The 22,646-nt window shown below is 56.9% G+C and carries 19 protein-coding genes; 8 read left to right on the forward strand and 11 right to left on the reverse strand.

All coding sequences use genetic code 11. The annotated features are described in order from the left end of the window. Window positions 1-52: 52 nt before the first annotated feature. Entirely contained in the window at window positions 53-1,597 is a 1,545-nt protein-coding gene (locus ACZRJQ_RS11545) for a phosphoenolpyruvate carboxykinase (RefSeq protein ID WP_463978479.1), read from the reverse strand. A 179-nt stretch (window positions 1,598-1,776) separates the two neighbouring features. After that, window positions 1,777-2,679: an Hsp33 family molecular chaperone HslO gene (gene hslO / locus ACZRJQ_RS11550; protein WP_463978480.1), complete on the reverse strand. Its 903-nt coding sequence runs from the start codon at window positions 2,677-2,679 to the stop codon at window positions 1,777-1,779. A gap of 101 nt (window positions 2,680-2,780) precedes the next feature. Between hslO and ACZRJQ_RS11555 the strand changes: the two genes are divergently transcribed. Next, a complete protein-coding gene (locus tag ACZRJQ_RS11555; protein ID WP_463978481.1) occupies window positions 2,781-3,578 on the forward strand; it encodes a phosphatase PAP2 family protein in 798 nt (265 codons plus the stop codon). Window positions 3,579-3,624: 46 nt separating this feature from the next. Here ACZRJQ_RS11555 and ACZRJQ_RS11560 read toward each other — a convergent pair whose 3' ends face one another. Continuing rightward, entirely contained in the window at window positions 3,625-4,032 is a 408-nt protein-coding gene (locus tag ACZRJQ_RS11560) for an RNA-binding S4 domain-containing protein (RefSeq protein ID WP_463978482.1), read from the reverse strand. 258 nt (window positions 4,033-4,290) lie between these two features. Between ACZRJQ_RS11560 and rimB the strand changes: the two genes are divergently transcribed. Together rimB and rimK are read left to right on the forward strand one after the other, a co-directional pair. Further along, window positions 4,291-4,773: a retropepsin-like aspartic endopeptidase RimB gene (gene rimB / locus ACZRJQ_RS11565; protein ID WP_463978483.1), complete on the forward strand. Its 483-nt coding sequence runs from the start codon at window positions 4,291-4,293 to the stop codon at window positions 4,771-4,773. Next, a complete protein-coding gene (rimK, locus tag ACZRJQ_RS11570) occupies window positions 4,770-5,675 on the forward strand; it encodes a 30S ribosomal protein S6--L-glutamate ligase (protein ID WP_463978484.1) in 906 nt (301 codons plus the stop codon). Before rimB ends, rimK begins: the two co-directional genes overlap by 4 nt. A gap of 152 nt (window positions 5,676-5,827) precedes the next feature. On the opposite strand, the gene ACZRJQ_RS11575 is transcribed toward rimK, so the two are convergent. Together ACZRJQ_RS11575 and ompR are read right to left on the reverse strand one after the other, a co-directional pair. Further along, window positions 5,828-7,141: an ATP-binding protein gene (locus ACZRJQ_RS11575; protein ID WP_463978485.1), complete on the reverse strand. Its 1,314-nt coding sequence runs from the start codon at window positions 7,139-7,141 to the stop codon at window positions 5,828-5,830. Between the two features lie 114 nt (window positions 7,142-7,255). Next, window positions 7,256-7,996: an osmolarity response regulator transcription factor OmpR gene (gene ompR, locus ACZRJQ_RS11580; RefSeq protein ID WP_463978486.1), complete on the reverse strand. Its 741-nt coding sequence runs from the start codon at window positions 7,994-7,996 to the stop codon at window positions 7,256-7,258. Between the two features lie 357 nt (window positions 7,997-8,353). Between ompR and ACZRJQ_RS11585 the strand changes: the two genes are divergently transcribed. From ACZRJQ_RS11585 to gshA, 3 genes are all read left to right on the forward strand, one after another. Continuing rightward, window positions 8,354-10,675 carry a Tex family protein gene (locus tag ACZRJQ_RS11585; RefSeq protein ID WP_463978487.1) on the forward strand — a complete coding sequence of 774 codons (2,322 nt, stop codon included), beginning with the start codon at window positions 8,354-8,356 and terminating at the stop codon, window positions 10,673-10,675. Beyond that, window positions 10,675-11,058 (forward strand): PaaI family thioesterase, encoded by a 384-nt coding sequence (locus tag ACZRJQ_RS11590; protein WP_463978488.1) that lies wholly within the window; start codon window positions 10,675-10,677, stop codon window positions 11,056-11,058. The genes ACZRJQ_RS11585 and ACZRJQ_RS11590 overlap by 1 nt, the downstream gene beginning before the upstream one ends. Before the next feature lie 200 nt (window positions 11,059-11,258). Then, the gene (gene gshA / locus ACZRJQ_RS11595) at window positions 11,259-12,842 is read left to right on the forward strand and encodes a glutamate--cysteine ligase (protein WP_463978489.1); all 1,584 of its coding nucleotides are present in this window, start codon (window positions 11,259-11,261) and stop codon (window positions 12,840-12,842) included. Window positions 12,843-12,915: 73 nt separating this feature from the next. On the opposite strand, the gene argA is transcribed toward gshA, so the two are convergent. Then, window positions 12,916-14,214 (reverse strand): amino-acid N-acetyltransferase, encoded by a 1,299-nt coding sequence (gene argA, locus ACZRJQ_RS11600; protein WP_463978490.1) that lies wholly within the window; start codon window positions 14,212-14,214, stop codon window positions 12,916-12,918. 135 nt (window positions 14,215-14,349) lie between these two features. Next, window positions 14,350-15,501, reverse strand: a complete 1,152-nt coding sequence (gene argE, locus ACZRJQ_RS11605; protein WP_463978491.1) for an acetylornithine deacetylase — start codon at window positions 15,499-15,501, stop codon at window positions 14,350-14,352. A gap of 158 nt (window positions 15,502-15,659) precedes the next feature. Between argE and ACZRJQ_RS11610 the strand changes: the two genes are divergently transcribed. After that, window positions 15,660-17,048, forward strand: a complete 1,389-nt coding sequence (locus tag ACZRJQ_RS11610; protein WP_463978492.1) for a CYTH domain-containing protein — start codon at window positions 15,660-15,662, stop codon at window positions 17,046-17,048. Between the two features lie 46 nt (window positions 17,049-17,094). On the opposite strand, the gene ACZRJQ_RS11615 is transcribed toward ACZRJQ_RS11610, so the two are convergent. The 4 genes from ACZRJQ_RS11615 to ACZRJQ_RS11630 form a co-directional block, all read right to left on the reverse strand. Next, window positions 17,095-17,664 carry a lipocalin family protein gene (locus ACZRJQ_RS11615; protein ID WP_463978493.1) on the reverse strand — a complete coding sequence of 190 codons (570 nt, stop codon included), beginning with the start codon at window positions 17,662-17,664 and terminating at the stop codon, window positions 17,095-17,097. A gap of 21 nt (window positions 17,665-17,685) precedes the next feature. Continuing rightward, a complete protein-coding gene (locus ACZRJQ_RS11620; protein ID WP_047272919.1) occupies window positions 17,686-17,940 on the reverse strand; it encodes a lipoprotein in 255 nt (84 codons plus the stop codon). 233 nt (window positions 17,941-18,173) lie between these two features. After that, complete coding sequence (locus ACZRJQ_RS11625) at window positions 18,174-19,184, reverse strand: class 1 fructose-bisphosphatase (RefSeq protein WP_463978494.1); 1,011 nt, start codon at window positions 19,182-19,184, stop codon at window positions 18,174-18,176. Window positions 19,185-19,359: 175 nt separating this feature from the next. Continuing rightward, a complete protein-coding gene (locus ACZRJQ_RS11630; RefSeq protein ID WP_463978495.1) occupies window positions 19,360-21,807 on the reverse strand; it encodes a glycogen/starch/alpha-glucan phosphorylase in 2,448 nt (815 codons plus the stop codon). 264 nt (window positions 21,808-22,071) lie between these two features. On the opposite strand from ACZRJQ_RS11630, the gene ACZRJQ_RS11635 reads away from it, so the two are divergent. After that, on the forward strand, window positions 22,072-22,509 hold the full coding sequence (locus ACZRJQ_RS11635; protein ID WP_463978496.1) for a YkgJ family cysteine cluster protein: 438 nt from the start codon (window positions 22,072-22,074) through the stop codon (window positions 22,507-22,509). The last annotated feature ends 137 nt before the right edge of the window (window positions 22,510-22,646 follow it).

A 22,646-nucleotide genomic window follows, 5' to 3' on the forward strand; every position in this document is an offset into this window, starting at 1 on the left:
AAAGCCGCCCTTTCAGGCGGCTTTTTTGTGAATCAAAACACTGACCGAATGCTTACGCCTTAGGGCCAGCTGCCTTGATTGCGTCGCTGACGTCGAACTTCTTGAAGTTCTCTACGAACAGACCAGCCAATGCTTTGGCCGCTTCGTCGTAGGCTGCTTTGTCTTCCCATGTGTTACGCGGGTTAAGCAGGCCAGTGTCAACGCCCGGAACGGCTTTAGGCACATCCAGGTTGATGATGTCCAAGTGCTCAGTTTCTGCGCCGATCAGAGCACCGCTCTGGATCGCTGCAATCACGGCACGAGTAGTCGGGATGTTGAAACGCTTGCCAACACCGTAGCCACCGCCAGTCCAGCCAGTGTTAACCAGGTAAACCTTGGAGCCGAAACCGCGGATACGCTTGATCAGCAGCTCTGCGTATTCGCCAGCCGGGCGTGGGAAGAATGGCGCGCCGAAGCAAGTAGAGAAGGTCGACTTGATGCCGCTGCCCGAACCCATTTCAGTCGAACCCACCAGAGCGGTGTAGCCAGACAGGAAGTGATAGGCCGCTTGCTCTTCGCTGAGGATCGAAACCGGTGGCAGTACGCCAGTCAGGTCGCAGGTCAGGAAGATGACAGCGTTAGGCTCGCCGCCAAGGTTCAGCGGAGCGCGTTTTTCGATCAGCTCACGCGGGTAAGCTGCGCGGCTGTTCTGCGTCAGGCTGTCATCGGCGTAGTCTGGTTTTTTGGTAACAGGGTCGAGTACGACGTTTTCCAGCACGGCGCCATGTTGGATGGCTTTCCAGATAACTGGCTCGTTCTTCTCGGACAGGTCGATGCACTTGGCATAGCAACCGCCTTCGATGTTGAACACAACACCCACACCCCAGCCGTGTTCGTCGTCACCGATCAGGTAGCGGCTTTCGTCAGCCGACAGTGTGGTTTTACCCGTGCCGGACAGGCCGAAGAACAGGGTCACATCGCCCTCTTCGCCCATGTTGGCTGCACAGTGCATCGGCAGAACGTCAACCGCTGGCAGCAGGAAGTTCTGTACCGAGAACAGGGCTTTTTTCATTTCGCCGGCGTAACGCATGCCCGCGATCAGGACTTTTTTAGCAGCAAAGTTGATGATCACGCAGCCGTCGGAGTTGGTGCCATCACGCTCTGGCTCACACACGAAGTTCGGCGCGTTGATCACTTGCCACTCGTCTTTGCCAGCTGGGTTGTACTGTTCAGGGTTGATGAACAGGCAACGGCCAAACAGGTTATGCCACGCGGTTTCGGTGGTCATTTTGACAGGCAGGTAGTGCGCAGGGTCAGAGCCTACATGGACGTGGGAAACGAAACGCTCACGTTCACCCAAATAAGCAGCAACGCGATCCCAAAGGGCATCGAACTTGTCAGCCGGGAATTTGCGGTTGATCGGGCCCCAGGCAATTGCGGCTTGAGTTGTCGGCTCTTCAACAATGAAGCGGTCAGCTGGCGAACGACCTGTACGGTGGCCCGTTTTAACAACCAGTGCGCCATTGTCGGCAAGCTCGCCTTCACCACGGCTCAGGGCTTCTTTGACCAGATCGTCGATGCTCAGATCGGTGTACACGGCGTTATTAGCTTGCGTCATGAGGTTCCCCGTCGGCCATTGGCCGAGTGCGCCAAACGTTTTGTAGTAGAAATATTTGCACTACTACCGCGAAAAAAGTGGGCCGGATTATGCCAGAAACGCCCAAAAAAAGTAGGGTCCACCTGTCAGAACCGCGTTATAGCGGGCTTTGACAGGTGTTTTACCTGCGCTGAAACGTTTTAGTGATGAGTGTCAGAAGGCGACTGAACCCCGGCGCCGGAGAACAATTGATCAACATCGGCCGCATCAAATAGATAACGCTCGTTGCAAAACTGGCAGTCGATTTCAATGTGGCCGCCATGCTCGGTCACCAGATTAAGTGCATCGTCGTGACCCAAACTGGTCAGGGCATTGCCAGAGCGCTCACGCGAGCAGCTGCATTTGAATTCAATGCGTTCGTCGACAAATACCCGCAGCTCTTCTTCGTGAAACAGCCGAACCAGAATAGTTTCGTTGTCCAGCCCCAACAGCTCTTCAATTTTGAGCGTATCGCCCAGCATATTCAGGCGCTTCCAGCTTTCGGCTCGCTCGTCTTCGTCCTTAATCACTTCGGCCGGCAGTTGCTGCAACAGCATGCCACGGGCACGTTTGCCGTCAGCTGCAAGCCAGAAACGGGTCGGCACTTGGTGCGACATCACGAAGTAGTTGGTGAAGCATGCAGACAAGTCAGCGCCGTCCAGATCCACGATGCCCTGATAGCGTTTGCCAGCAGTGGGATCAATGGTCAGCGCCAATACGCCATTGGGCATCAGGTCTGCCAGGGTGGCATCGGGCGTGATCTGATCGGCATCAAAACGAGCCAGACCACGAATTTCGCGCTCGCTGGTGCATTCGATCATCAGCAAGGGCACCGGGCCTTCGGAGCGAGCCTGCAAGCTCATCAAGCCATCAAACTTCAGACTGCCCACCAACAACGCCGCAGCCGCCATCAGCTCGCCCAGCAGTTGCTGAACTGGCTCGGGATAAGCGTGCTTGGCCAGCACTTCGGCGTAACTGTGATCCAACGAAGCCAGTTCGCCACGGGTGTCACTGTTGTCAAAAATAAAGCGTTGGGTGAAGTCGGTTTTAGGTAAATCGGACATAGGTATAGGGTTCTGAATTGGTGACAAAATGTGTTCAAGTCTTTATAAAGGCGCGTTTTTAGCACCATGAAGGTGCAAAAACCCAGCCAAGGGGGCATTTCATGAACAATCCCACTCTGTTCCAAACAAGGTGGAATTTCGGAGCACTTGCGCTTTGTAATTTACTCGCTCTAGGGCTCTTGTGTTTCTGGTTATGGCCGTTCGGCCAAATTCTGTGCCTGACTTTCGACGACTGGTTGTTTCATCTGCTCAATCGTCCGCTCGCTGATAACCCTATATGGCTCCATATTTGGGCAGTTGCAAGTCTGCGACCGTTCGATGCTGTGGTCGGCATTATTATGCTGTCACTGCTGATCAAGGGTAACTGGGTATTTGAAGCTGCTCAGGTGCGTCGCGCCTTTTTTGGTTTTCTTGCGATGTTGTTGTTGCTGGTCGTGATTCGCGCCCTGTTTTCAAAGCTCACCGCCTACATGGGATGGCAACACAGCAGCCCTTCGATGGTTTTTGACGATGCCATCCGCATGAGCGATTACTTTCCCGGGCTGGAAAAAACCTGGGAGCTCAAAGACCGCTCCGGCCAGAGCTTCCCCGGTGATCACGCGTCAGTGCTGTTGATCTGGGGCCTGTTCATGGGCATGTTCAGCCGAACCCTTGGCCAAAAGCTGGTGATCGCGGGGCTAACTCTGCTGTTCATGATGCCGCGGCTGGTCGCAGGCGCTCATTGGGGGCAGGACGACTACATCGGTGGCTTGCTGCTGGCCCTGTTGGCGTTGGGCTGGGGTTATTACACGCCGTTCGCCGCCAAGACCTCGGCCGGCCTGATGCGCTTAAGCGCTCCTCTGTTTTCACTATTGCAACGCCTGCCCCTGATTTCGCGCATGAGCATCGTGCGCGGCTGAGGCATTTGGGCCTGTAGCCTGCGCTGGCGGCTACAGGTCTAAACCATCACTCTGCACTGCTTGCATCATGAAACTGATGCAACTGGCGCCGTTGTTTTTTGGTCGGCTTGCCCTGCGTGGTGATCCCCATTGCCCCTGATTTGCGCAGGGCAGCTGCCTTCTCGCGCTTGGCAATGCTGTCTTCGGTTTCGGCGTATAACAACTGCGCTTGCGGCGCACCACGGCGCACCACTGAAAGCGCTTTGACTTCCACCGTGCGCTCATCAAGCCCTACGCGAATTTGTAACTCGTCGCCCAATCTCGGCTCTTTACTCGGTTTGCAGCGCTCGCCCCGACAATGAACCTTGCCGCTCTCGATAGCCGTTTTGGCCAAGGCTCGGGTTTTATAAAAACGCGCGGCCCACAACCATTTATCGAGACGAACCTTGTCGTCCTCTTCCTGCTTTTGCGCCATGTTGGCCCCTCTCCGCTTAAGTCGTCAGAAATGCGCTACAGCTATTACTGAACCTTGGCAGGCACCTGCTCGATAGAATGCTTATCTGTTAAGCGAGTGCTGCTTCAAACACAACACAGCCTACACGTAGATAACTGTCGCCATTTGCCGAATATTCTGCGTGAATACCGCTTCCAGGCTTTCAAACCGATCTCGTCGGTTGTTTTACCCGCAGGGTTCCACCTGCGGCCTGCATACGTTAATCGCTGGTTACTTATATTGAAGACTTTTGATCATTTGACCGTTGTCGGTCTGCGCGAGTGGGTGGCGCTTCCCGATTTGGGAATCGCGGGCCTGCGAGCGAAAATCGACACCGGGGCCAGTACCTCTAGCCTGCACGCCACCGAAATCGAGCCGTTTGTGCGCGACGGTGTCGAGTGGGTACGCTTCAATGCCCATTTGGGCACACTGGTACAACTGCGCCATCGCCACTGCGAAGCGCCTTTGGTGGCCATGAAGACCATCAAAAGCTCCAACGGCCATACCCAAGTGCGCTATGTGATCCGCACCAGCCTCGCGCTGGGGGATCGGGTCTGGCCAGTCGAGTTCACGCTCGCTTGCCGCAAGTCGATGCGCTATCGGCTGCTACTGGGCTCCAAAGCCCTGATTGACGGCCAATTGGTGGTCAATCCGGGCCTCAAATATGTACAAGACAAACCGGTGTTTCCGGTCACTACTACCTCTGCCACAGGTGTTGCATGAAGATCGCTGTGCTGTCGCGTAACCCGCGTCTGTATTCCACTCGTCGTCTGGTTGAAGCCGGGACTGAACGAGGCCATGAAATGGTAGTGATCGATACCCTGCGGGCTTATATGAACATTGCCAGTCATAAGCCGCAGATCCACTACCGCGGCAAGCCGCTTGAGGGCTTTGATGCGGTAATCCCGCGGATCGGCGCTTCGGTCACGTTTTATGGCTGCGCGGTGTTGCGCCAGTTCGAAATGATGGGGGTTTTCCCGCTTAACGAGTCGGTAGCGATTGCGCGCTCACGCGATAAATTACGCTCATTGCAACTGTTGTCGCGACGCGGGCTGGGGTTGCCAGTCACCGGTTTTGCCCACTCGCCAGATGATATCCCTGACCTGATTGAGATGGTCAACGGCGCGCCGCTGGTCATCAAAGTGCTAGAAGGCACCCAAGGCATCGGGGTTGTGCTGTGCGAAACCGCCACTGCGGCCGAGTCGGTGATCGAGGCGTTTATGGGCCTCAAACAAAACATCATGGTGCAGGAGTACATCAAGGAAGCCGGCGGCGCAGATATTCGCTGCTTCGTGGTGGGGGACAAAGTGATTGCAGCCATGAAGCGTCAGGCCAAGCCGGGGGAGTTTCGCTCCAACCTGCACCGCGGCGGTAGCGCCAGCCTGATCAAAATCACCCCAGAAGAGCGCATGACTGCCATTCGTGCCGCCAAGGTCATGGGGTTGAGTGTGGCGGGCGTAGATATTCTGCGCTCCAACCACGGCCCGCTGGTGCTGGAGGTTAACTCATCACCGGGGCTTGAAGGGATCGAAACCACCACCGGCAAAGACGTGGCCAGCATCATCATTGAGCATCTGGAAAAAAACAGCAGCCCTCATATGACACGTACCAAGGGCAAGGGCTGAATGCTTCGATAGCCGCTACCGAAGGCGGCGGACGATTGCGCAGCAGCCGTAAAGCCTGAGCGCGCGTTGTATCTGAAACAACGCACTACCGGACTTTACGGCTGCTTCGCCGCCGAACGCTGCCTAGCGGCAGCTGCTACGGGGAACTCTGACTACACCGCGCCGCGGGGCAGCATCAGCCCTAGCGGCAGACGTACCCGAGCCTCAAGGCCACCACCGGCACGGTTACGCAATTCGACATTCCCGCCGTGCAGAGCCGCAATACGTTTGACGATTGCCAAGCCAAGCCCTGTGCCTTTGCCGCCACGCGCACGGTCACCACGAATGAACGGGTTAAAAATACCTTCCAGCTCGGCAGGATCAATGCCCGCGCCTCGGTCCATCACACTCAACACCACATACGGGGCGCTGGTGTCTCCAGACACATAAGCCGCAACTTCTACACCATCACCAGCATGGTGCAAGGCATTGCCAATCAGGTTGTTGAGCAAGCGCTTCATTGACACACGACGCAACGGAAACGGCTGAATCGGTTGCAGGCGCAAGCGCACCTTTTCTTCGTTTTGGTTGTACGGCGTCACGACTTCGCGAATCAACTCACACAGATCAACCTCTTCAACCAGTTCATCACGGCCATCCCGGATAAACGCCAAAAACTGGTCAAGAATCGCGTCCATGTCTTCAATGTCACGAATCATGTCGTCAGTCAGGTCGCTGTGGTTGCCCATCAACTCAAGCGACAGACGCAAGCGTGTCAGGGGTGTGCGCAAGTCATGGGACACACCGGCAAGCATCAACTCACGCTCGCGACCTGCTTGCTCAACGTCTTCAGCCATTTGATTGAAGGCGCTGTACACCTCGGTCATTTCGCTGGGCGTATCGCTGATGGGCAAGCGCACGCTGCGACCCTGCCCAAGCTGGCGAGCCGCGTAAACCAAACGCTTGAGCGGTTGGTTGAGCTGGCTGACGAAAATCCACGCCGAGGCGGTTGATAACAAACCGATGGCCAGGAACCAACCCAGCACGCTCCAGATTTTTTGGCCGCGAAGTGGATGCGGGTACAGCGGCACTTTCAGCCAACCATCACCCAAACTCGGCGCGCGCACCCACAAGGCCGGTGGCGCATGCACGCGCAGGCGTACTTCAGTGTCGGCGCCCAGCTCTGCCTGCATTTGGCGTTGGTAAATTTCGCTGTAAGGCCAGTGCTGCTCGCCTTCAGGAACGCCGCCACCAACTACACGAATCAGCCCGGCCGCATCGGCAATTTTGTTGCGATCCTCCTCATCGGCGGCCCAATAAGCGCGCAGGGTCAACGCCACACCGTGGCTGTATTGACGATCGACTAAAACGTCTTCGTTCATCAACAGGTAAACCAGCGTCAGCGCCTTGGAAAACAGCACGACAATCAGCACCAGCCAGAGGGTGCGAGAGAAAAAACTTTGGGGGAACCACAGAGGGGTTTTCATAGACAACCGCTTTTACACTTTGCAGGAGCGAGTTCAAAGGCTCGCACAATTTAAACCAGCGAGCCGCTCAGGCACCCGAAAGCACCTGAGCGGCTCGCTCCTACAAATGATCCTTTACTTAGTCGCGTTGCCATCCGGCACGAACACATAGCCCACGCCCCAAACAGTCTGGATATAACGCGGTTTGGAAGGGTCTGGCTCAATCATGCGACGCAGACGGGAGATTTGAACGTCGATAGAACGCTCCAACGCATCCCACTCACGACCACGGGCCAGGTTCATCAATTTGTCGCGGGTCAAGGGCTCACGCGCGTGCATAACCAAAGCCTTGAGCACTGCAAACTCACCCGTGGTGAGCATGTGCACTTCATCGCCACGCTTAAGCTCACGCGTTGCCAGTGACAACTCGTAATCACCAAACGTAACGCTTTCGTCTTCGCTACCCGGTGCGCCAGGCACAGGGGCAGCTTGACGACGCAAGACTGCTTTAACGCGCGCCATCAACTCATCAGGGTTGAATGGTTTTGCCAGATAGTCGTCAGCGCCCAGTTCCAGACCCTTAATACGACTCAGCTCATCGCCCTTGGCAGTCAGCATGATGATCGGGATGCGATTGCCGGCAGCACGCAAGCGGCGGCATGCAGACAGTCCGTCTTCGCCGGGCAGCATCAAGTCCAGCACCACAAGGTTAAACACCTCACGGGCCAGCAAACGATCCATTTGTTCAACGTTTGGCACTGCGCGTGCGCGGTAACCTTTGCTGACGAAGAAACGTTCCAGCAGGCTGCTCAGCCCCGGATCGTCATCAACGATGAGAATTTTTTCGCCTTCAGCCGTTTGTGCAGTGCTGCTCATTGGATGCTCCTGTGATCTCGGCGCGCATTATGGCTTAGCTGCTGTTATACGCATCGTGTGCATTGTTAGCAGATTTTTCCTTCGCTGCTAGCACACAGATCATAGCGGACACAGCGCGCGATCCCCTGAATGCGGTATCGCTGGTTATAATGCGCCGCCTTTTGTGTCAGGCAACGTCAGATTTTCAATAATTGCGGCCGCATTATTTTTTTCAATGGCTGCCGCTTTTTGCTGATTTCACGGGTCAACAGGCTGCCCTTTTGGCCCAGGTAGCGGTGAACTCCGACCGCTCAACCAGCCTCGCAGGCTTTGATTTTCGGGCCTGCGAGCCTGCATCACAATTTGTCAGGTGGTTTTATGGACAGCATCAACAGCCGCATCGCCGAAGAACTCGGCGTGCGCCCGCAGCAGGTCGAAGCGGCCGTCGCACTTCTGGATGAAGGCTCCACCGTACCCTTCATCTCTCGCTACCGTAAGGAAGTGACTGGCAGCCTGGATGACACTCAACTGCGTCATCTGGAAGAACGCCTGCGCTACCTGCGTGAACTCGACGAACGGCGCATCAGCATCCTCGCCAGCATCGAAGAACAAGGCAAATTGACGCCAGAACTGGCACGCGACATCAAATTGGCTGAAACCAAAACCCGCCTCGAAGACTTGTACTTGCCCTACAAGCAGAAGCGCCGCACCAAGGGCCAAATCGCTCTGGAAGCTGGCCTGGGCGAACTGGCGGATGGTTTGTTCAACGACCCGACGCGCAACCCTGAAACCGAAGCCGCCCGCTTCATCGACGCCGAAAAAGGCGTGGCCGACGTCAAGGCAGCACTCGATGGCGCCAAATACATCCTCATGGAGCGCTTCGCTGAAGACGCCAGCCTGCTGGATAAACTGCGCAGCTTCCTCAAGCAAGAAGCCATCCTCAGCGCCCGCGTCATTGCAGGTAAAGAAGAGGAAGGCGCCAAATTCCGCGACTACTTCGAACACGACGAGCCCCTAAAAAGCATGCCGTCGCACCGCGCACTGGCGATTTTTCGGGGTCGTAACGAAGGCATTTTGAGCTCTTCGCTTAAAGTCGGTGAAGAACTGCCCGGCAGCATGCACCCCGGCGAGATGATGATTGCCGAACGTTTCGGCCTGCAAAATCAGAATCGTCCTGCTGATAAGTGGCTGGGCGAAGTGGTGCGCTGGACGTGGAAGGTCAAGCTGTATACCCACCTTGAAACCGATCTGCTGGGTGAGCTGCGCGACGGCGCCGAAACCGAGGCGATCAACGTGTTCGCCCACAACCTGCACGACTTGTTGTTGGCAGCGCCAGCTGGCCCGCGCGCCACGCTGGGGCTAGACCCGGGCCTGCGTACTGGCTGCAAAATCGCAGTGGTCGACGCCACAGGCAAGTTGTTGGAATACGCCACCGTTTACCCTCACGTGCCGCACAACAAGTGGGATCAGACCATTTCGGTAATGGCCGCCCTGTGCGCCAAACACTCCGTTGAGTTGATCGCTATCGGCAACGGTACGGCCAGCCGCGAAAGCGACAAGCTGGTGATTGATCTGATCAAAAAATACCCAGCACTGAAAGTCACCAAGGTGATGGTGTCTGAGGCTGGCGCATCGGTGTACTCGGCTTCGGAACTGGCGGCCAAGGAATTCCCGGATCTGGATGTGTCCATCCGTGGTGCAGTGTCGATTGCCCGTCGCCTGCAAGACCCGCTGGCTGAATTGGTGAAAATCGATCCTAAATCCATTGGTGTGGGCCAGTACCAGCACGACGTGTCCCAGCTCAAACTGGCACGCGGTCTGGACGCCGTGGTTGAAGACTGCGTAAACGCCGTGGGCGTGGACGTGAACACGGCTTCGGTGGCGCTGCTGGCTCGTATTTCGGGCCTCAACGCCACACTGGCCCAGAACATCGTTAACCATCGCGATGAGAACGGCGCCTTCAAAACCCGTGCAGCCTTGAAAAAAGTCAGCCGTTTGGGCGAAAAAACCTTCGAACAAGCGGCTGGTTTCTTGCGCGTAATGAACGGCGACAACCCGCTGGACGGCTCTGCGGTTCACCCCGAGGCCTACCCGCTGGTCAAGCGCATTGCTTCGGACACCGACCGCGACATTCGCTCGCTGATCGGCGACGCCAGCTTCCTCAAGCGTCTTGATCCCAAGAAGTTCACCGACGAAACATTCGGCTTGCCGACCGTAACCGACATTCTGCAAGAGCTTGAAAAACCGGGCCGCGACCCGCGCCCTGAATTCAAGACTGCTGAGTTTCAGGAAGGGGTCGAAGACCTCAAAGACCTGGAATTGGGGATGATTCTGGAAGGCGTCGTTACCAACGTGACCAACTTCGGTGCTTTCGTCGATATCGGCGTGCATCAGGACGGTCTGGTGCACATCTCGGCACTGTCCGAAAAGTTCATCAAAGACCCGCGTGAAGCGGTCAAAGCCGGTGATGTGGTCAAGGTCAAAGTGATGGAAATCGACATCCCGCGTAAACGCGTCGGCTTGTCGATGCGCATGAGCGATACCCCCGGCGAGAAAGTCGACGGCGCTCGCGGCGCCCGTCCGGGCTCTGCACCACGCCAGCAAAACAGTGCTCCGCGCAAAGAAACCGTAGCTGCAGCCCCGGCCAATAACGCAATGGCATCGCTGTTCGCCAACGCCAAGCAGTTGAAGAAACGCTGATGGAAATTGCGGCCAGCCTGACCCAAAGCGCGTTCAGCCAATTGCTTGGCTGTCGCGTGGTGCAACTCGACGAAGGGGTGGCGCAAGTCGCCCTGAACCTTGAGCCGCAGCTGCGTAACCGAGGCGGCAAGTTGCACGGTGGGGCGTTGTTCAGTCTGGTCGATATCAGCATGGGACTGGCGTGTTCCAGCGTCCACGGTTTCGACCAGCAGAGCGCGACCATTGAGTGCAAGATCAACTACATCCGGGCGGTGTCTGAAGGCGAAGTGCTGTGCATCGCCAAAGTCATTCACGCCGGACGCCGCACGCTGGTCGTCGAAGCTGACGTCATGCAAGGCGACAAGTTGATTGCAAAAGCACAAGGCACGTTCGCTGTCCTGTAGCGGCCAACCGGTGATTTGAGTTAATTTCGGCACTGCATTACGCGGTGCCGAAATGCGCTTGGAGCGCCGAGTGCCAAAACAAGGACGGGGCTGAGCACGACTTATTTAAAGCCAGGCGACAACGCCGGTTTCAACTTCACCCTTGTAGACCGTCCTGACCACCCCCATATTGGGGCGACTGACGCGTGAAGGAATCCAACTTGAGCCAAATTCTCAACCGCCGCCTGGCTCTGCTCAGCGAGCGCACTAACCTCACTCTGCTTGAGCAGTGCCTGCATGGTATCGAGCGCGAGTGCCTGCGCGTCACGGGCGATGCTCGTTTGGCGCAGACGCCGCACCCCGAAGAACTGGGCTCAGCCCTGACCAACGATCAAATCACCACCGACTATTCCGAGTCGCTGCTGGAGTTCATCACCCCGGCCCTGCCCAACCCGGCAGAAACGCTGGCCAGCCTCGACAAGATTCATCGCTTTGCCTACAGCAAGCTCGGCAACGAGTTCCTGTGGAGCCCTTCGATGCCGTGCCCATTACCGGCCGAAGCGGATATTCCGATTGCCTACTACGGCACCTCCAATATCGGACAACTTAAATACGTGTACCGCAAAGGTCTGGCCCTGCGTTATGGCAAGACCATGCAGTGCATCGCCGGGATTCACTACAACTTTTCCCTGCCTGAAGCGCTGTGGCCGGTGCTCAAGCAGGCTGAAGGTTTTGTGGGCAGCGACCGCGACTACCAATCGAGCGCCTACATCGCATTGATTCGTAACTTTCGCCGTTACAGCTGGTTACTGATGTACCTGTTTGGCGCATCGCCTGCACTGGATGCCGGTTTCTTGCGCGGGCGTTCTCATCAACTGGAGCAGTTGGACGCCGATACGCTCTACTTGCCATACGCCACCAGCCTGCGCATGAGCGATCTGGGTTACCAGAGCAACGCCCAAGCGGGCTTGACCCCTTGCTACAACGATCTCAACAGCTACACCGACAGCTTGCGCAAAGCCGTCGCCACGCCTTACGCGCCCTATGTTGAAATCGGCACGCATCAGGATGGCGAATGGGTGCAGTTGAACACCAACATTCTGCAAATCGAAAACGAGTACTACTCCAACATCCGCCCCAAACGCGTGACCTATACCGGCGAGCGGCCGATTCAGGCGCTGGTATCGCGGGGCGTGCAGTACGTTGAAGTACGCTTGCTGGACATCAACCCGTTTTTGCCAGTGGGCATCGACCTGCCGCAGGCCCGCTTCCTTGACGCCTTCCTGCTGTATTGCGCGATGCAAGAGAGCCCTCAGTTTGATGCCAGCGAATGCGGCAACTGCTCGTCGAACTTCCTGAATGTGGTCAAAGAAGGTCGCCGTCCGGGGCTGCAATTGCAGCGCAACGGTCAGCCCGTTGAGATGAAGGAGTGGGCTGCTGAGCTGCTGGAGCAAATCGCACCGCTGGCGGCATTGCTTGACCAAAGCCACGGCGGCGATGCTCACAGCAAAGCGCTGGACGAACAATTGGCAAAAATCAAAGACGTGTCCCTGACACCGTCAGCCAAGGTGTTGGCCAGCATGACTGAGCACAAAGAAAGCTTCGCCCAGTTCTCGATGCGCCAAAGTTTGGCCCATGCCGAGTTCTTCCGTAGCCAGCCTTTAAGTCCAGAAGACCAAGCCCTGTTCGAAGAAAAAGCCCGTAAATCACTGCTTGAACAAGCCGAGACTGAGCAAACAGAAGAAGGCGATTTCGACCTGTTTGTGGCCTCGTATCAAGCGAGCATTTTGGCCATTAGTAACTGACCCTCCGCAGGCTGCGATCGTTTACCCATCAAAAGATCGCAGCCTTCGGCAGTTCCGCAAGCGGCAAACGCTTTTACAGGGTCTTTTCGAAGATCTTAGAATTGCGTTGATAGTTGTACAGCGACGCACGCGCTGCGGGCAGGCGTTCAACGCTGCTGGGCTCGAACCCGCGCTCGCGAAACCAATGCGCGGTACGGGTAGTTAGCACGAACAAGGTTTTAAGCCCTTGAGCCCGCGCCCGCTTTTCGATGCGCTCCAGCAGTTCGTCTCCACGGCGACCATGACGGTACTCCGGGTTGACCGCTAAACACGCCAGCTCTCCTGCATCCGAATCAGCAATCTGATACAGCGCCGCACACGCGATAATCATGCCTTCGCGCTCGACCACGCTGAATTGCTCAATCTCACGCTCCAGCACCTCGCGCGAGCGGCGCACCAGCACGCCTTGCTCTTCCAGCGGGCTTATCAGGTCAAGCAAACCACCCACGTCTTCAATCGCCGCTTCGCGGATCAGTTCGAATTGCTCTTGCGCCACCAATGTCCCGCCACCGTGGCGAGTGAACAGCTCGGTGAGCAGTGCGCCATCTTCGGCATAGCTGACGATATGGCTACGCGCCACGCCGCCACGACAGGCGTCGGCTGCCGCTTCTAGTAACTCCGCCTGATAATCGCTGCCCAAGCGTTTCATGTGCGCAGGCACTTGTTGTGGCCGCAGCTCACGTACCAAGGTGCCATTCTCGTCGAGCAAGCCCGATTCAGCCCCAAACAGCAGCAACTTGTCGGCTTCCAGATCTATGGCGGCGCGGGTTGCGACGTCTTCGCAAGCCAGGTTGAAAATTTCCCCGGTCGGCGAATAGCCCAACGGTGACAACAGCACGATTGAGCGCTCGTCCAGCAGGCGATTGATGCCCTTGCGATCAACCCGACGGACTTCGCCAGTGTGGTGATAGTCCACGCCATCGAGCACGCCAATTGGCCGCGCTGTTACCAGGTTGCCGCTCGCCACCCGCAGGCGCGAGCCCTGCATGGGCGAAGACGCCATGTCCATCGACAGCCGTGCCTCAATCGCAATACGCAATTGGCCCACGGCGTCGATCACACACTCCAGCGTCGGCGCGTCGGTAATGCGCATGCCTTGGTGGTAATGCGGGGTCAAGCCACGCGCTTCAAGCCGACTTTCGATTTGCGGGCGTGAACCATGAACCAGCACCAACCGCACTCCCAAGCTGTGCAGCAGCACCAAGTCGTGAACGATATTGCCAAAATTGGGATGTTCTACACCGTCGCCGGGGAGCATAACCACGAACGTGCAATCGCGATGGGCATTGATGTAAGGGGACGCGTGACGCAACCAGTTAACGTAATCGTGCATAACCAAAGCCTGTAAAAAGTGAGCCGCCTAAAAAGGGCAAAAACAAAAAACGCACAACGGGCTGGTGGTTATCGTCGAAACATAAGTGGCGGCACGCGTGCTCTCCTTGTGTGTACGGGGCTGGCCGGACGTAATTTACTGGGCCGGACGCAGGCAATAGTGTTCGATCAGTTGGCTTAGTAGACGCACTGTCGGCTGCAAACGTGACATTTCGAGGTATTCCCCCGGCTGATGCGCGCAAGCAATGTCGCCAGGGCCTAGCACCAGGGTTTCGCAGCCAAGGCGCTGAAGATAAGGTGCTTCAGTGCCAAACGCCACTGCTTCAGCCCGATGCCCGGTGAGACGCTCAGCCACTCGCACCAGTTCAGCATCAGCCGCCTGTTCAAACGGTGGCACGCCGGGCGCGATCGGGGCGAAGTCAATTTTCACTTGATGCTGCTCCGCCAAGGGCGCGAGCTTACTGCGAATGATTGCACGCAGTGCGTTCGGGTCCATCCCCGGCAAAGGTCGCAGATCGAATTCGAGCGAACACTGGCCGCAAATCCGATTCGGGTTGTCACCGCCATGAATACAACCAAAATTCAGGGTCGGCTGCGGCACGCTGAATTGCGGGTTGCGGTACTCCTGTAGCCATTGTTGGCGCAGACTTTTTAACTCACTGATTGCATCGTGCATCGCATCGAGGGCGCTGTGGCCAAGGCTTGGGTCGGATGAATGACCGCTGCGCCCCAGAATATCGATACGCTCCATCATCACGCCTTTGTGCATGCGAATCGGCTTAAGCCCTGTGGGCTCACCAATCACGGCAGCACGCCCCAACGGCCGCCCAGCCTCGGCCAAAGCTCGGGCACCGGCCATCGAGGTCTCTTCGTCGCAGGTCGCCAGAATCAACAAGGGCTGCTTGAACGGTTGATCGAGCAGCGGGCGCACCGCTTCAATGACCAACGCGAAAAAGCCTTTCATGTCGCAGCTGCCCAGGCCAACCCAACGGTTATCCACTTCGGTGAGTTTGAGCGGATCGGTCTGCCACAACGCTTCGTCGTAAGGCACGGTGTCGCTGTGACCTGCAAGCACCAAGCCGCCGGGGCCGCTGCCCATGCTGGCGAGCAAATTGAACTTACCGGGGCTGACCTGCTGAATGTCGCAGCTAAAACCCAGTTCACTGAGCCAGCCGGCCAGTAGATCAATAACCCCGCGATTGGATTGGTCCAACTGCGGCTGGGTGCAACTGACCGACGGCATGCCGATCAGCGCAGCGAATTGCTCTTTCATGGAAGGTAAAGGCATGCGCTGACTTCCTGTTAGCTGGGCGAGGCCCATCATAGAGCCATCTGAGTGGCAGAATAAACCCGTGCGACGCGCCGGGGCGGCGAGTCCTGTACACTGCACGGCCTTGGCAGCCACACTTTTTCCCGGCTGCGCAACCGTTCCTGGATTTTCCGGCCATGCAAAAAGAAACCGAAATTAAACTGCGCGTCAGCCGCGAAACCCTCGCCGCCTTGCGCGAGCACCCGCTGCTGAAAAAGCGCAACAAAAGTGGCTGGGAAAGCCGTGAGTTGTTGAACCAGTATTTCGACACGCCTGAGCGCGATCTGGCCAAAGCCAAAGTGGCCCTGCGTTTGCGTCGCGACGGCGAAGAGGTGATTCAAACCCTCAAAACTCGCGGCCAAAGCATTGCTGGGCTTTCGGAACGTAATGAATACGACTGGAAGCTGCCTAAAGCCAAGCTGGACACCAAACTCCTGAGCGGCGAATGCTGGCCTGAAGAGTTGGCCGAGCTGGACAAAAAAGCTCTCAAGCCAATCTTCACTACCGATTTTGTCCGCGAACGCGCTGAAATCTCGTGGGGCCGGGGCAAAACCAAAGTCGTGATCGAAGCGGCTCTGGACTTGGGCCACGTCATTGCTGGCAAGCAGAAAGAAGAAATCTGCGAGCTGGAGCTGGAGCTGCGCGAAGGCGAGCCGTCCGCACTGCTGGAACTGGCCGCAGAGCTGGCTGAAAAACTGGCCCTGATGCCGTGTGATATCAGCAAGGCTGAGCGCGGCTATCGCCTATTTGATGCCAACAGCTACGCGGTCAACCTGCCCGCTCCCGTGCTGACACCCGAAACCCCTCTGGACGATGCTTTTACTGCACTGGCTTGGCACTTGCTGGGTAACAGCCAGCGTTTGGCCGAGCAGTATCGCTTCAATGGTCACTGGCGCTTGCTGCAAGACTGGGTGCAGCAACTGATTGACCTGCGTGCCTTGGTCAGCAGCCTGGGCCAAGCCGCACCTCGCCCGTCGACTCACGACTTGCGAGTAGCCCTCGACGCCTTGCTTGAAGACTGGCGCCCGATGGTGCAAGCCGGTCAGGACGACGAAGACGTGCGCAAAGCCGCCCCTGAGCAATTCCTTGAAGAGTTGGAAGACCCACGTTGGGGCCAGTTCTCGCTGAACACCTCGCGCTGGTTGATGGCCCGCAGCTGGACTGTCGATCGTGGCACTACTCGTGGCAATCGCCAGGGCGCGGCTCAATTGGCCAGTTGGCTACCGCGTTTGCTGTCTGACGAAGCGATTGCCCTGCGCTTGAATCGCTACCAGCAGCAACCTGAAGATTTGGCCGAGCAACTGCCGCGCATTGAGCGCATTCAGGCCTGGTTGCGCCTGGCTCGCAACGTGCTGGAAATCCCGGAAGTTGATCGTTTGTATGGCGAGATGAACAAGCTGCAGGACTTGGCTAACCTGCCAATCACTGACGATGCCGAACACAACGACCAATTGCTTAACGCTCGTAAGCAACAAGCCATTGCGGTGTACCAGAACCGCGCCTGGAAAACCCTGCTGCGCGCTTAAGTGCGCAGCCTGCGCCCCTCAGCACTCGCTGAGGGGCGTGGACGGTTTATTTCGTGCCTTTGGGCATGTCCGCATCTGGCGTTCGCCAAATCAAGCGTGTGGTGTCATAGCCCTGCTGTTGAGCCTTGCTGAGCAACTCGTCACGGGTTTGCTGATCAATCTGCGGCTTACGGGACAACAACCACAGATAGCGGCGGTCGGGGTTACCCACCAACGCTGTGCTGTAGTCATCGCCAAGGTACAACACCCAGTAATGACCTTTGGTCACGCCCGGCAACAAGGTCGACACCCAGTTATCGAACTCAACCCACAATTTGTCGGTTTTACCCGGCACTTGCGGGCTGGCGGTGCCTTTAGCTTCTTGCCACTCACCTTCTGCATCACGGCAACGGTTCAGGACAGCAACATTGCCATCGGGCTTAAGAGTGTACTGAGCTTCGGACTGCACACAATCGCGCTGCCAAAACATCGGTAATCGAGCCTGCTCGTACCAAGTGCCTTGATAACGTTTTAGATCAACGTTCTCGACGGTTTTGGGCGCTAGCGCATCGCTGCCCGAACTGGAACAGCCAGCCAGCACCAGAGCTGCCCCCAAGCCAACTAAAAGACGCTTCATTGCATGCACTCCTGATTCGCCTTACTTCAAGCCCTGGCCCGAGAACATCAACACTTTATCGCCTGCATATTGCACGCTGATAAAGCTGTTTTTATCGCCCCAGGTGCAGCTCGACATGCCCAACGCACCCGAACAATCAGTTGGACTGCCCAGCAGCTTTTCAACCTCGGCCTTGGGCATGCCCGCCGACAGTTTTGAGTAGTTTTCTTGATTGACCTTGCTGCAAGCCGCCAGCAATACACAGAACGACAACAACGCCAAAGAACGCAACTTCATGGAAAAGCTCCTGAATGGGAAAGTCGGCATCGCTGCCTGATGTGAGCTTAGAAGAGAAAAGCGCGGGGTGGTTCCCAAGGGCTGGGGAGATTTGTTTGGCGGGGAGGTGGGCAATGACGCTGAACCAGTCGTCGCTGTCGCAGGCTGCGATCGGGCCTTGGGCCCGCGCTTTAATAAGCAAAGGGCCTGTGGCCCTTACCCCAGCCTGCGGCAGCGACTACCGTTTTTGATGTTTACTCGTTGTGGTACGAGGTAATGCGCGCCACTTCTTCTTTCGAACCCAAGAAAACCGCTACACGCTGGTGCAGGCCTTCAGGCTGGATGTCGAGGATGCGCTGGTGGCCGTCAGTGGATGCGCCGCCAGCCTGCTCCACCAAGAACGACATCGGGTTGGCTTCGTACATCAAGCGCAGTTTGCCCGGCTTGGACGGCTCGCGGCTGTCACGTGGGTACATGAACAAACCACCACGGGTCAGGATGCGATGCACGTCGGCAACCATCGCGGCAATCCAGCGCATATTGAAGTTCTTCTTCAACGGGCCTTCTTCGCCAGCCAGCAGTTCGTCAACATAGCGCTGTACCGGCGCTTCCCAGTGACGCTGATTGGACATGTTGATGGCGAATTCCTGGGTGGTCTCAGGAATGGTGATGTTTTCGTGGGTCAGTACGAAGCTGCCCATTTCACGGTCCAGCGTGAAGCCTTTAACGCCATCGCCCAAAGTCAGCACCAGCATGGTTTGCGGGCCGTAGATCGCGTAACCGGCTGCGACTTGAGTGGTGCCCGGTTGCAGGAAAGCTTTCTCGCCCAGGTCGCCGTTCTCAGCCAAGTGGCCTTGGGGGCAACGCAACACTGAGAAGATAGTGCCGACCGGTGCGTTGATGTCGATGTTCGACGAACCGTCCAGTGGGTCGAATACCAACAGGTACGCGCCTTTAGGGTATTTACCCGGGATCTGGTAGGCGTTGTCCATTTCTTCGGACGCCATACCGGCCAAGTGACCGCCCCACTCGTTGGCTTCGAGCAAGATGTCGTTAGAGATCACGTCGAGTTTCTTTTGCACTTCGCCTTGCACGTTTTCGGTGCCCATGCTGCCCAGAACACCACCCAAGGCGCCTTTGGACACGGCGTGGCTGATCTCTTTGCAAGCACGCGCCACCACTTCGATGAGGAAACGCAAATCAGCAGGCGTGTTGTTGCTGCGGGTCTGCTCGATCAAATAGCGACTCAGGGTAACGCGGGACATGTAAGGCTCCGAACAAGGGGGAGGGGGCAAAAAACCCGCGCAGTTTAACGCGTGTTGCCGTGCAAATCTTCTAATCAGACTCAGATCCGACAGAGCGGGTTCAGTTGCCGATTAAAAACCTTCAAACCCGTAGTCGTTGTCGCAGGCTGCGGCAGCGACTACAAAGGGTGGTTTGCTACAACGCCTTCCAGATATCTGTCGAGTATTCACGAATGGTTCTGTCTGAAGAGAACCAGCCCATGCGCGCTGTATTAAGCACTGCCGAGCGCCACCAGCCGTCTTTGTCGTGCCACAACTGCTCAACACGCATTTGCGCGTCCCAATAGGCCTCAAAGTCAGCGCACACCAAAAAGCGGTCGTACTCGATCAATGAGTCCACCAACCCGGTATAGCGCGCCGGATCGTCGTGGGAGAACACCCCGCCGCGAATCGCCTGCAAAACGTCATTAAGACGATGTGAAGCCGCTACATCGGCTGCCGCATTAAATTCGCCATTACGTTTGCGGGCCTCAACCTGCTGCGAGCTGAGGCCAAAAATAAACATGTGTTCTGCCCCCACCCGCTCCGACATTTCAACGTTGGCGCCGTCCATCGTGCCAATGGTCAACGCGCCGTTAAGGCCAAATTTCATGTTGCTGGTGCCCGAAGCTTCATAGCCCGCAGTGGATATCTGCTCGGACAAGTCTGCCGCCGGGATGATGCTTTCAGCCAAGCTGACGTTGTAGTTGGGGATAAACACCACTTTGAGCAAGCCACGCACGGTGGGGTCGTTATTAACCGTGCGTGCAATGTCATTGGCCAGTTTGATGATGAGCTTGGCCTGCTCGTAACTGGCCGCCGCCTTGCCTGCAAATATTTTTACCCGCGGCACCCAGTGATTACCCGGCTCAGCACGTATGGCCTGATACAACGCCACGGTGTGCAGCAGGTTAAGCAATTGGCGCTTGTATTCATGGATGCGTTTGACCTGAACATCGAACATCGCCTCTGGGTTGACCACGATACCTAGACGCTCATAAATCAACGCCGCCAGGGTGCATTTGCTCTGCAGGCGCTGCTCGGCGAATTGTTTGCGAAAATCTGCCCGTTCGGCAAAAGGCTCCAAATTGATCAATTTGTGCTCAGTTTGATCGAGCACATCAGGCCCTAACGCGCCCACCAACATTGCGGTCAACGGCGGGTTTGCCTGAAACAGCCAGCGGCGGAAGGTGATGCCGTTGGTCTTGTTGTTGATGCGCTCTGGATAGAGCTTGTGCAGTTCGGCAAATACCGTGCTGCGCATCAACTGGGTGTGCAGCGCAGACACGCCGTTGACGCTGTGCGAACCCAGAAACGCCAAGTTGCCCATACGCACGCGACGACCGTTATCTTCCTCAATCAGCGACACCGCCCGCAGCACATCAAAGTCATGCACACCCTTGCCGCGCAGGGCATCAATGTGATGGCCGTTGATCAAATAGATGATCTGCATATGGCGCGGCAGCAAACGCTCCATCAACGCTACCGGCCAGGTTTCGAGCGCCTCAGGAAGCAAAGTGTGGTTGGTGTACGACAGCGTTTGTACGGTGACTTGCCACGCGACAGCCCACTCAATGCCCTGCTCATCGACCAGGATCCGCATCAGCTCAGCTACAGCAATCGAGGGGTGGGTGTCGTTCAGTTGGATCGACACGTGTTCAGCCAGATTCAGCAGTGTGTCGTGTACGAGCAAGTGCCTGCGCAGCAAATCCTGCAATGAGGCCGAGACAAAGAAGAACTCTTGTCGCAAACGCAGCTCTTGGCCTGCCTCGTTACTGTCTGCCGGGTACAACACGCGAGAAATACTCTCGGCACGTACCACTTCGGACACGGCCCCTAAATGGTCGCCTGCATTAAAGCGCCCCAAGTTCAGATCATGCAGCGCCCTCGCCCGCCACAAGCGCAAGGTGTTCACACTCGCACCCCGCCAGCCCACCACGGGGGTGTCATACGCAATGGCTCGTACAGTCTCGTTGGGCCACCACACTTGCCGTGACTGACCATGCTCATCTTGCTTGGTCTCAACCGAGCCGCCAAAACCGATGGAGTACAACACTTCGGCGCGCTCAAACTCCCACGGGTTACCGAAGTCCAGCCAGTTCTCGGTTTGCTCCTGCTGCCAGCCATCGACAATGCTCTGACGAAACAGCCCGTGCTCATATCGAATGCCATAGCCGTGTGCGGCAATCCCCAGAGTCGACATGCTTTCCATAAAACATGCAGCCAAGCGCCCCAGCCCGCCATTGCCCAGCGCCGCATCGGGTTCCAGCAGGCGAATGCGCTCCAGATCCACCCCGAGGTCAGTCAGCGCCTCACGCGCCACCTCCAGCAGCCCCAGATTACTCAGGCTGTCGTACAACAGGCGGCCAATCAGAAACTCCAGCGACAGGTAGTACACCCGCTTCTGGTCTTTGCGGTAGATCTGGCGTGTGTGATCCATCCAATGCTCGACCATATGGTCGCGGGCGGCCAAAGCAATGGCTTCGAACCAGTCGTGATCAAACGCGTGTTCCGGGTCTTTACCCACCGCGTAGGTCAGTTTGGCTAGTACCGCGGCACGAAAGTCCGCTACCTGCGCGTCATGAACAAGCGGTTCCTGAGACATCGTTACGACCTCAAGCAAGATGGAGCGATTTGAAGAACGAGATGATTGAGCCTAGACGGTTCGACAGAAAGGCAAAGCCGGGATTCGAGGTTTTTTTATGAAACTGAAGACGGTGCAAAGACAGCCGCTATGCCCCAAAACGAGGCATGCCGAGCTTTGTAAACCTTCTCATGTGCAATTGAGCAAAAAACCGTCAAATGGTTGTTCACACATTCTTCAACCCCGGTATGATCGCGCGCCCTGATGCACGCTGGAATATAAGCCTTGATGAAGTCCAACCTGATCGCCGCCGCGGAAATCGACCGTCTCGATACCTGGGCCAAATACACCGCGCCCATGTGCGGCTCCTGCATTTCCAGCTGCTGCACCTTGCCGGTTGAGGTCAAAGTCAAAGACCTGATCCGCATCGGCCTGGTCGATGAGTTCGAACTGGGCGACCCGCCAAAGAACATCGCCAAGCGTTTGCAAAAAGAAGGCATCGTGGAGCGCTTCAACCAGAAGTCCGGGATTTTCACTTTGCAGCGTATGAGCAATAACGACTGCTTGTACCTGGATCGCAAATCACGCATGTGCACCATCTACGACAAACGCCCCGATACCTGCCGCAACCACCCACGCGTGGGCCCGCGCCCAGGTTATTGTGCCTACGTGCCCAAAGCGGTCGAGCGCAAAAGCAGCGGCGTCAAGATGATGGATTTTTAAAACAACGACGCCGCGTGTAGGCATTGCGGTGGGTCAGACACTCGGGGCTGTCAGGTTTACGGACGCTGCGCGCCCGATCGCAGCCTTCGTTCCTCGTCAGCTCCTACGTAGACCAGGGTGATGCCCTCGTGGGAGCT

The organism is Pseudomonas sp. E315 (genome assembly GCF_055406205.1).